This is a genomic window from Actinoplanes sp. ATCC 53533, assembly GCF_003947245.1.
Genome location: NZ_QHHV01000038.1, coordinates 34,973 through 43,723, shown reverse-complemented (window position 1 = coordinate 43,723; position 8,751 = coordinate 34,973). Strand labels below are relative to the sequence as shown.

9 protein-coding genes are annotated in these 8,751 nt (G+C 67.9%); 4 read left to right on the top strand and 5 right to left on the bottom strand.

Features of this window, described 5'->3' with window-relative positions:
• Positions 1 to 110 precede the first annotated feature (110 nt).
• On the bottom strand, positions 111 to 500 hold the full coding sequence (locus DMB66_RS14565; protein WP_125804613.1) for a nuclear transport factor 2 family protein: 390 nt from the start codon (positions 498 to 500) through the stop codon (positions 111 to 113).
• A gap of 86 nt (positions 501 to 586) precedes the next feature.
• Here DMB66_RS14565 and DMB66_RS14560 point away from each other — a divergent pair, with 86 nt between their 5' ends.
• On the top strand, positions 587 to 1,348 hold the full coding sequence (locus DMB66_RS14560) for a helix-turn-helix domain-containing protein (protein WP_125804612.1): 762 nt from the start codon (positions 587 to 589) through the stop codon (positions 1,346 to 1,348).
• A gap of 299 nt (positions 1,349 to 1,647) precedes the next feature.
• Here the strand turns inward: DMB66_RS14560 and DMB66_RS14550 are convergent, their stop codons facing one another.
• Positions 1,648 to 2,241: a TetR/AcrR family transcriptional regulator gene (locus DMB66_RS14550; protein ID WP_125804611.1), complete on the bottom strand. Its 594-nt coding sequence runs from the start codon at positions 2,239 to 2,241 to the stop codon at positions 1,648 to 1,650.
• A gap of 62 nt (positions 2,242 to 2,303) precedes the next feature.
• On the opposite strand from DMB66_RS14550, the gene DMB66_RS61160 reads away from it, so the two are divergent.
• Positions 2,304 to 2,477: a hypothetical protein gene (locus DMB66_RS61160; protein WP_158647240.1), complete on the top strand. Its 174-nt coding sequence runs from the start codon at positions 2,304 to 2,306 to the stop codon at positions 2,475 to 2,477.
• Between the two features lie 78 nt (positions 2,478 to 2,555).
• Here DMB66_RS61160 and DMB66_RS14545 read toward each other — a convergent pair whose 3' ends face one another.
• Positions 2,556 to 4,241: a S8 family serine peptidase gene (locus DMB66_RS14545; RefSeq protein WP_125804610.1), complete on the bottom strand. Its 1,686-nt coding sequence runs from the start codon at positions 4,239 to 4,241 to the stop codon at positions 2,556 to 2,558.
• 351 nt (positions 4,242 to 4,592) lie between these two features.
• On the opposite strand from DMB66_RS14545, the gene DMB66_RS14540 reads away from it, so the two are divergent.
• Positions 4,593 to 5,804: an amidohydrolase family protein gene (locus tag DMB66_RS14540; RefSeq protein ID WP_158647239.1), complete on the top strand. Its 1,212-nt coding sequence runs from the start codon at positions 4,593 to 4,595 to the stop codon at positions 5,802 to 5,804.
• Here the strand turns inward: DMB66_RS14540 and DMB66_RS14535 are convergent.
• Together DMB66_RS14535 and DMB66_RS14530 are read right to left on the bottom strand one after the other, a co-directional pair.
• Complete coding sequence (locus tag DMB66_RS14535; RefSeq protein ID WP_125804608.1) at positions 5,773 to 6,639, bottom strand: nicotianamine synthase family protein; 867 nt, start codon at positions 6,637 to 6,639, stop codon at positions 5,773 to 5,775. The two genes, DMB66_RS14540 and DMB66_RS14535, sit on opposite strands and share 32 nt — an antisense overlap.
• Entirely contained in the window at positions 6,633 to 7,208 is a 576-nt protein-coding gene (locus DMB66_RS14530) for a GNAT family N-acetyltransferase (protein WP_125804607.1), read from the bottom strand. The genes DMB66_RS14535 and DMB66_RS14530 overlap by 7 nt, the downstream gene beginning before the upstream one ends.
• Positions 7,209 to 7,709: 501 nt before the next feature.
• On the opposite strand from DMB66_RS14530, the gene DMB66_RS14525 reads away from it, so the two are divergent.
• Entirely contained in the window at positions 7,710 to 8,636 is a 927-nt protein-coding gene (locus tag DMB66_RS14525) for an alpha/beta fold hydrolase (RefSeq protein WP_125804606.1), read from the top strand.
• The last annotated feature ends 115 nt before the right edge of the window (positions 8,637 to 8,751 follow it).

Here is an 8,751-nt window from a genome sequence, read left to right as displayed (position 1 = left end):
GGAGCATCCGGTCATGCTTGATATGCAGGTAATCCTTGGTGATCCACGGCGGGATTGCGGACCTGGCCTGGCGTTCAGCCAGGTCCGCATCCCAGGTGGCTTGCGCATGGTCAGTGCTGAGCGGGTTCCCACCACACCAGGTTGGCGGCCACCTGGGCCACCGGTTCGATGATCTCCCACGCCTCGGCGATGAGCCCGCCGTCGATCCGCCAGATGTCGACGACGGCGATCTCTGGTCCTGCGTCGGGAAGCCAGCGTCGCGAGTACATCACGACGCGATCGCCGTCGGCCAGGACCTGATGGATCTCGATCTGCATGCCGGCCAGCTGTACCAGCGCGGCGCGGACGGCGGCGAGCCATTCCGCCTTGGTCGATGTGGTGGAACCCGGTCGGTGGTGGACGAAGTCATCGCTCAGGAACGGTGCGAGCGCGTCGACGTCGCCCGTCTCGATCAATCCTGCGAGTGCCTGTTGGACGATGGTCTTGTTCTCGGTGGTCATGGACGCAGTGTTTCCGTGGTCGCTTCGATTGTCGATGAACTCGGATGTCATGGCGCCCCGCCCGGCGATGAGTAGGCTTCTTGATCATGCACACCGTCGGGGAACTCTTGCGGCAGTGGCGCCAACGCCGGGGGCTCAGCCAGCTGGATCTCGCGATCGCCGCGGATGTCTCGGCTCGTCACGTCAGCCTGGTCGAGACCGGCAAGTCCAAGCCGAGCGCCGACATGGTCCTCCGGCTCGCGGATCAGCTCCAGGTGCCGCTGCGCGATCGCAACCGGCTGCTGCTCGCCGCCGGCTTCGCACCCCGGTACGCCGAGCGTCCGCTCGACGACAACGCACTGGCGGCCGCCCGCGACGCGGTCCGCAGGGTGCTCCGCGCGCACGAGCCGTATCCGGCGCTGGTCTTCGACCGCCGGTGGAACATCCTGCTGACCAATCGCGCTGTCGACCCGTTCTTCGCCCAGGTGGCTCCCGAGCTGCTGCGGCCGCCGGTCAACCTGCTGCGGCTGGGGCTGGACCCGCGCGGATTCGCTCGCATGGTGGTCAACCTGGCCGACGTGCGCGCGGTCTTCCGTACCCGGATCATGCGCCAACTCGCCGCCGCTCCGGACCCTGAGCTCACCGCGATCTACGAGGAGCTGCTGGCGCCCGAGTCCGAGGATTCGTCAAGCCAGCGGGTCGAATCCGACGTCGTGATACCGATGATCCTGCGCGTCGGCGGACGCGAGCTGCGGCTGTTCTCGACCATCACCACGTTCGGCACCCCGATGGACATCACGATCGACGAAATCGCGATCGAGTCCTACTACCCGGCAGACCCGGAGAGTGCTGCCTACTTCACGGAGTAGCGCCCTGTCATGCCGCCGACCGCGCGCCCCGGCGTCGCCGCGGGACTCACTCATAGCCGCGATGTCGTAAGGCTCCTCGGTCTGCTGGGTCGCGACCGACTCGACCAGGCCATGATCGTCATTGGGTAATGATCAACCGGAGAGCTTGAGACAACGGCGAACACGGCCAGCATGGTGAAGGACATCTTCGACATCGGGTCAGTCTGGTCGTAGCTGCTGCCGCCCAGCGACAGGCGGACACCGCGGGTGACCAGGGTGTCGCCGATGTCGCGGGCGTCGGGGACCGAACGCGCGAAGGGCTAGTCCTCAGACCCGAGATAGGGCTCGAGAAGGATGGTGAGCTGGGTGCGGACTTGATCGGCGGGGCTGCCCTGGCCGTGCATCCCCCAGGTGACCATGGCGCCGTTGTAGGCGGCGTGGATCGCGCGGGGCAGGTCGGTCAGGTCGGTGTGGACGATCTCCCCGGCTGCGTGGGCGGCGGCCAGAACCTCGGCGATGGTCTGTTCGACCGCGTCGGCGTAGTCGCGGCTGATCTGCTGGAACTGCGGGTCGGTCAGGTCGAGCAGCAGGAAGGCCAGGTGGTTGGCGAACTCCGCTGAGGTGCGCACCGAACCGGCCAGGGCGGCGAAGTTTTCGATCAATGCACGGGCCGGGGCGGCGGCGGAGCGGGCGGCGGCGAGCCGGTCGGGAAGCGCGTCGGCGCCGTGACGGGCGAGTGCGAGCAGCAGCCCGCGTTTCGTCTTGAACCGTTGCGTCAGCGTCGCCGCCGCCAACCCGACCTCTTGGCCCACCTCGGCCAGGGTCAGCCGGGCCGGGCCCATGCGGGCGACCACCCGAGCCGCGCCCGCCAGGATCTGTTCGTCGCTCACCGTTCTCGGCCGTCCTACCGTCATCCCTAGATAATAAACGAACAGCCATTTAGTATCTACCGCGACCTCACCGAAGGAGCACCGCCATGACCATCACCGCCCCGAATCCGGCCTACGCCTCCGTCGCGGACGAGTCCACCACCGCGGCCGAGGGCCTGCGGGCGCGCGGCTACGAGGGTGCGGCGGGTGTCCGACGCCGCTCGACGCGCGAGGACCGGCGGGACTTCGTCCAACCGGACTGTGACGGTTGCCGCGAGTGATCCACTCGGCTTCCCGGAGGTGGGGGTATCGGCGACCCGCCGACATCCCCGGTTCGCGGGAAGCCGAGTGGATCTATATCAGCGGAGGCGCTCGGTCACTGCGGCGTAGGCGTCGATGACGCCGTGGCCGTAGAAGCCGTTGAACTTCGTGCCGCCCTCGCACAGTGCGTCGAAGGTGGTGTCGCGGCCTTCCTGCACGTAGCTCTTGAGCCGCGGCTGCGGGCAGGCCGTCTTGGCGGCGGTGCGGTAGAGCTGCGTCTCGACCTTGGTGGGCGACATGGTCAGGCCGCCGCGCCACCGGTCACGCTGGCCGAACTTGCTGGCGATCAGCGCCGCGACGCCGGCGGCGTGTGGCGAGGCCATCGAGGTGCCCTGCAGGTAGGTGTAGTAGCCGCAGACGCCGGCCTTGGTGCAGTCCTTGAGGACGAGTTCCTCGTTGCCGGCGGTGACGTTGCCGGCTGCGTCGACCTTGCCTTCCTCCTGCAGCACCTTGATCGGGTACGACGAGAGGATCATGTTGCCGTTGGTGCGGGAGGTCGGGGTGCCGAAGCCGTCGCGGAACCAGCCGCCCGGTGCGGCGACGGAGATCTGCTCGAGACCATAGTTGGAGTAGTCGGCCTTCTGGCCCGACGGTCCGATCGACGAGACGCCGATGACGTGCGGGCCCTCGACGGGCAGGTCCCAGCAGGTGTTGTTATCGATCGGACGTTCCTTGGCGGCGTCGGCCGGGTAGTCCGGGCTGGACGTGTCGGTACGGGGCTTGCCAAGGTCCTCGTGGTTGTTGCCGAGAGCGCCGACCAGGGTGACGCCACGGCGGTGGGCGTACGTGAGAGCGCGCTTCATGCCCTGGATGATGGCCTTCTGCTCGGCCTTCTCCTCCGCGGTATCGGCCGGGTTGTCGGTGCAGTTGTAGAGCCATGGGTCGACGTAGAACGACATGTTGACCACGTCGAGACCGACGTCACCGGCGTAGGTGAGGGCATTGACGACGGGCTCGAGGAAGAAGTAGCCGGAGTCCTGGCCGCCCTTGAGCTCGACGAGCGTGATGCCCGGAGCAACACCGGAGACACCCGATCCGTTGGCGGCCGCGCCGATGGTACCGGCGACGTGCGTGCCGTGGCCGCCATCGTCGGTGCCGACCGGGTCGAGGCAGCTGGCGACCTCGCAGGGACCGTCGACGTCGATCAGGTCCGGGGCGAAGTTGCGCGAAAGCCGGGTGCTGAAGTTCGGCGCGAGGTCCGGGTTGCTCGCGTCGAGGCCGGTGTCGAGGACACCCACGGTGACGCCTCGGTCACCGGCTTCCTTCTTGCGCGCCCTGTCAGCCCTGATCATCTGCAGGCCCCAGAGCTTGTCGTCGAGCGGGTCGAGCTTGGCGGCCTTCGAGGGGTGCTTCCGAGAGGACGTGGCGGAGTTGAGGTTCTCTCGCTCGACCAGTTTGTCGGCCTTGGGCGCGTACCCGATGGCCTTACGCTCGCTCGCCCCGATCAGGGCGGTCGCGGCGGTGGCCCGGGCGCCGAAGTCGGCGCGCTGCGAGGTCACCTGGAACATTCCCACGGCGTCGTTGCGGCCGACGACGGTGCCACCGGCGGCGGTGATCGCCTGCACGGCTGCCTCGGCGGATACCCCGTCCTCGGCGACCACGGTGTATTCCGTGGTGGTGGTCGACGCCGTTGGGGCGGCGACCGCCGAAATGCCGGGTACGGTGATAAGGAATGCCAGACCCGTCGCGGTCGCGACGGCTCCGGCGATGAGGCGTCTTCTCATGGAACGCTTCCCTCCGATGCGGTTGACGATGACATCACATCGAACTCAGATCACGATCCGGCATGCAAATGACGAACATGTAGTCCGTACAATTCGTACCCAATAACCTATACCATTTCAAAACTTTGTCCGCGCCGCGCCCGAGGCCTTTGAAAGTCGGGGTCGGGCTGCGCAGTGCTGCGCGTTGGTGGTGGCGCTTTGTCATCAAGGCCGCGTAGGACCTGAACGTTCGACTCGCGAATTATGGGGGTTTTGTCCGAAAGTTGATCTATGCAAGTTTCCCGGTGGTTCATGCTTTTCCAGTGGCCGATCAGCGCGGTCCTCGCTCGTCCAGGCCGATACGATCGGAGGATGGCGACGTCCTTTGTGGTGCGGGCCACTCACGCGTTCGACGGGCAGCGGTTCGTTCCCGATGGGTTACAGGTCCAGGTGCAGGGCGATCGCATCGTCGCGGTTCGCCCGGCTCACGCGCCGCTACCGGTCGGCCTGCCAGTGTTGGACCGCCCCGACACCACTCTGCTGCCCGGTCTGATCGACACCCACGTCCATCTTGTGGCCGGGGCGGAGCCGGACGCACTCTCCTTGGATGCCGGACGGTCCGCCGACCAGCGCGAACAGGTCATCCGTCAGTCGCTGCTGCAGCAGGTGCGCGCTGGCGTCACCGCAGTGCGAGATCTGGGCGACAACCGGTTTGCGGTCGTGGACCGCACGGTGCGCGACGACGAGCCGTCGGTCGTCGGGTCGGGCCCGCCGATCACCTCGGTCGGCGGCCACTGCGCCGCGCTCGGTGGCGCGGTGAGCGGCGTGAGCGCGCTGCGGGCCGCCGTTGCCGAACGGCATGAGCGCGGCGCTCAAATCGTCAAGCTCATCGTGAGCGGCGGAGCGATGACTGCCGGCTCAGATCTGCTGTTGGATCAGTTCGAGGATGCCGACGTCCGGGTCATGGTCGACGAGGCGCACCGTCGAGGGCTCCCGGTGACGGCGCACGCCCACTCAGTGTCCGCCGTCCAGACATGTTTGACCGCCGACGTCGATGCCATCGAGCATTGCACGTGCCTAACCGCAGCCGGTATCCATACCCCGAGCGAGGTGGTCGACGCCTTGGCGGCGCGGCGGATCTGGGTATGCCCGACGTTCGGCCGGTTACCTGCGCTGCCGCCGTCCCCGCAGGCAATCGAGGTCATGCGGCGGACAGGGATGACGCTGGATGCGCGATTCGCCCAGGTCGGCCGATTGTATGCCGCTGGGGTGCCGTTGACCGCGGGCTCGGACGCTGGGATCCATCCCGCCAAGCCGCATGGCGTCCTGGCCTATGCGGTTGGCGAGTTGGTGCGGTCAGGGCTGCCGGTGGACGCCGCGGTCGCGGCCGCGACATCTGGTGCTGCCGAGGCGTGCGGGCTGGCTACTACGGCGGGACGGCTTCGCCCGGGGATGGTGGCTGACCTGGTCGTCGTAGACGGAGATGTGGAGCGCGACGTCTCTGCCCTTACCCGGATCCGGGACGTCGTCCTGCGCGGACGGTCGGTCGTCGTCAGCGACTCCGAGCGACCAGCACTGAGTTGATGACCTCCCCAAAGGGGTGTACGACAACCTCGGGTGCCAGCCCGGCATCGTGGACGTCGCGGACATCGACCACCGGGTAGAGCAGGGAGCGCAGACCTTCCGCGGTGCGGACGACGACATACGTGCCAGGCTCGACCGCCGTGCCGACCGCTCGTAACGCCGCCCGCTTCTGCATCGCGGTCCTTCCGACAAGTGCGGCCACCACAACGACGTCGCAGCCGGCCACCACGCGGGTCATGTCCACCGTGGACTCCGCGTCCGCCGCTATCACGCTGATCCGCTGCGCCGGGGCGAGCCGGTCGAGCAGGCGGCGGGAAAGCTCGACGGCGTCGGTGTCGCGGTCCACGACGGTGACCTCGACCGCCAAAGCGCGGCTGAGCAGCAGCGCGCTCAGCGGCAGCGGACCCCCGCCGACGAAACACACCCGACGGGTGGCCTCGGGACGGTGGCCGACTGCGGCCAAGGCGTGCAGCTCAAGCCGAGCGAGCTGTTCGTAGTTGCCGAAGTACGGGAACGCGGCCGCCTCGGCGCGGGCGTCGTCGGCAGCCAGCGCCCTCCGGGCCCACACGCCTTCGAGCAGGGACTCTCCCTCGGCACACAACCGCACCAGGTCCGGCCGCACCCGGTGGATCCGCGGATCCGACAGGACAGACGCGACCTCCTCCGGCTCGGCGTGAACGCACGCGTTGACCAGATCACCGAAGAGCGCGTCGACCACGGGCGAGGGGGCCAGGCTTGCCTGGGCGCGCAGCCGCTCGTATAGGCCAAGGATGTGGCGACACAGCGAACCGGTCGGGTCCACGTCCCGGTCGGGCGTGACCGATACGGTCAGCATCCGGACGCCTGCGGCAGCGCGTCGACATCGATCTCGAAGTGCACCGTGTGGAACGGATCGGGTCGTCCGTCGTGGACCTCGCGGGTCGGTAGCGTACGCCAGAACGCTTCCGCCCCGGGCACGCTGGCGTCGGTGTGCAGGTAGATCCGGCGATATCCGCCGGGGCCGACGCTCCAGGTCATGGCCCGCTCGGCGAGGGCCCGACCGACGCCACGGCGGCGGGCGCCGGCGGCGACCCAGACCCGGACGAGCTGGCAGACGTCCGGCTGGTTGTACTCGCGGGCGAGCCACTGCGGGCTCGGCGGACTCGCCAGCGCGCAAGGCTTGACCGCGGCGGTGCCGAGAACCTCGGTAGCGTCCCAGGCGATGAACAGGGCACACCCCGGCCGATCAAGGTAGGCCGCTTCAAGGTCGTCGAGGTCGTGGTGCCACTCTGGGCGATAGCCGCCAAGGTCCCGGTGCAGCACTTCCCGCATGACCAGCTCGGCCTTCGCCAGATCCGCCGGTGTGGCAACGGTGACGACCGGTTCCACGGTAGCGACCTGGCCCTTTCCTCGAGTGCTCGACATACGTTCAAACTCCTTCAATAGATATTATGCGATGGCCACGATCCGGCCCGGGCATTCCTAAGCAGATGTTCCGACTGCTCCGGGCGACGCATCGACGCAGGAGGCAACCTTCGGGGCGACGCGTTTCCCGCCGGTCGTCGTTGCGGTGACTCCGATCCTGCGCGCACCTCCCTCAGCAACCGCCGCCGTTAATAGTAACGGTTTCCATTTGCTTTAGGAGGCGGCTGCCCCGCAGAAAGTCGCCCGCAGGTGTCAATCTCGCACCGGCTCCCCTGCCGCTCGCGATGACCGCCGACGAATCAAAGGGCTGCACGATGCCCGATGGCCAGCCCTTACACCTGTTTGACCCTGCCAATCGAGACCCTGCCGCCCGTCAGCATCGTCGTGATGTCCGCGCGTTCGATCCCGGCGCCGGCGTCGCCGTAGCCGCACCCTTCCAAGACCTGACAGCGCCCACGCCGTCAACCCCGCACCGCGACGTTGACGGCCATAATCCCGGTCATGAGTCCTGAGGTGATCGCCGACGACAACTGTCGCTTGTGGGCCGAAGAGGCCGGGAATGGACCACCACTTGTGCTCTGCCACGGTGGACCTGGGCTGTGGGACTACTTCGACGATGTCGCCGCTCTGCTCCGCGACCACGCGCGGACCGTTCGATGGGACCAGCGCGGCTGCGGCCGATCGGAGCGACGCGGCCCCTACTCGGTCGCCCGATCCATCGCCGACCTCGACGCGGTGCGCGACCAGGCGGCCGGACCGCGCATGACCCTGCTCGGCCACTCGTGGGGTGCGCACCTGGCATTGCGGTACGCCCTCGAACATCCCGACCGGGTCAGCAGCCTGATCTACGTCTCCGGAACCGGCATCGATCCCGACCGGGGCTGGCACCCGCACTACAAGCAGAACCTGCGGCTGCGGCTCGGGAAGCACCTGGACCGGTGGGAGACACTCGGCGCCCGCGACCGCACGACCGCGGAGGACCGCGAGTGGGCGATCCTGCAATGGTCGGCCGACTTCACCGACCCCGCCACCGCGCTGCGACACGCCGAACACATGGCCACGCCGTGGCCGGGAATCAACTACGACTGCAACGCCGCCATCAACACCGAGGTCAAGCAAGAAATCGGCCACAACAGCCTCGCGACGCGTTGCCGCGAACTCGAACTGCCCGTCCTGATCGTCCACGGGACCGAGGACATCCGCCCTCGCTGGGCCGTCGACTCGCTGCACCAAGCGCTGCCCAACGCCCAACGCGTCAGCCTCGCCGGCGCCGGTCACCTGCCCTGGGTCGAGAACCCTGACGAATTCCATCAAGCGGTGACCAGCTTCCTGACGCGACACAATCGCCACACCGATGGCTGGAGTCATCGCGAACCCCCGGATCCGCGACAGCGCGATGGCGACGACGCACCCTCGGGTTCCCGCTGAGAATCAGTCGGTTTTCCGAACTCGCGGGGAATAACGAACTGTTGAAGTTCGAGCTACCCCTCGGACGTGCCGGTCGGCTCTCGCACCCCGACCTCCTCCTCGGCCGCGCCGTCTC

Excerpts from the sequence above, each read along its gene's own strand:
- DMB66_RS14540 (WP_158647239.1), top strand. The coding sequence starts at position 4,593 with ATGGCGACGTCCTTTGTGGTGCGGGCCACTCACGCGTTCGACGGGCAG.
- DMB66_RS14535 (WP_125804608.1), bottom strand. The coding sequence starts at position 6,639 with ATGCTGACCGTATCGGTCACGCCCGACCGGGACGTGGACCCGACCGGT.
- DMB66_RS14545 (WP_125804610.1), bottom strand. The coding sequence starts at position 4,241 with ATGAGAAGACGCCTCATCGCCGGAGCCGTCGCGACCGCGACGGGTCTG.
- DMB66_RS14565 (WP_125804613.1), bottom strand. The coding sequence starts at position 500 with ATGACCACCGAGAACAAGACCATCGTCCAACAGGCACTCGCAGGATTG.
- DMB66_RS61160 (WP_158647240.1), top strand. The coding sequence starts at position 2,304 with ATGACCATCACCGCCCCGAATCCGGCCTACGCCTCCGTCGCGGACGAG.
- DMB66_RS14525 (WP_125804606.1), top strand. The coding sequence starts at position 7,710 with ATGAGTCCTGAGGTGATCGCCGACGACAACTGTCGCTTGTGGGCCGAA.
- DMB66_RS14550 (WP_125804611.1), bottom strand. The coding sequence starts at position 2,241 with ATGACGGTAGGACGGCCGAGAACGGTGAGCGACGAACAGATCCTGGCG.
- DMB66_RS14560 (WP_125804612.1), top strand. The coding sequence starts at position 587 with ATGCACACCGTCGGGGAACTCTTGCGGCAGTGGCGCCAACGCCGGGGG.
- DMB66_RS14530 (WP_125804607.1), bottom strand. The coding sequence starts at position 7,208 with ATGTCGAGCACTCGAGGAAAGGGCCAGGTCGCTACCGTGGAACCGGTC.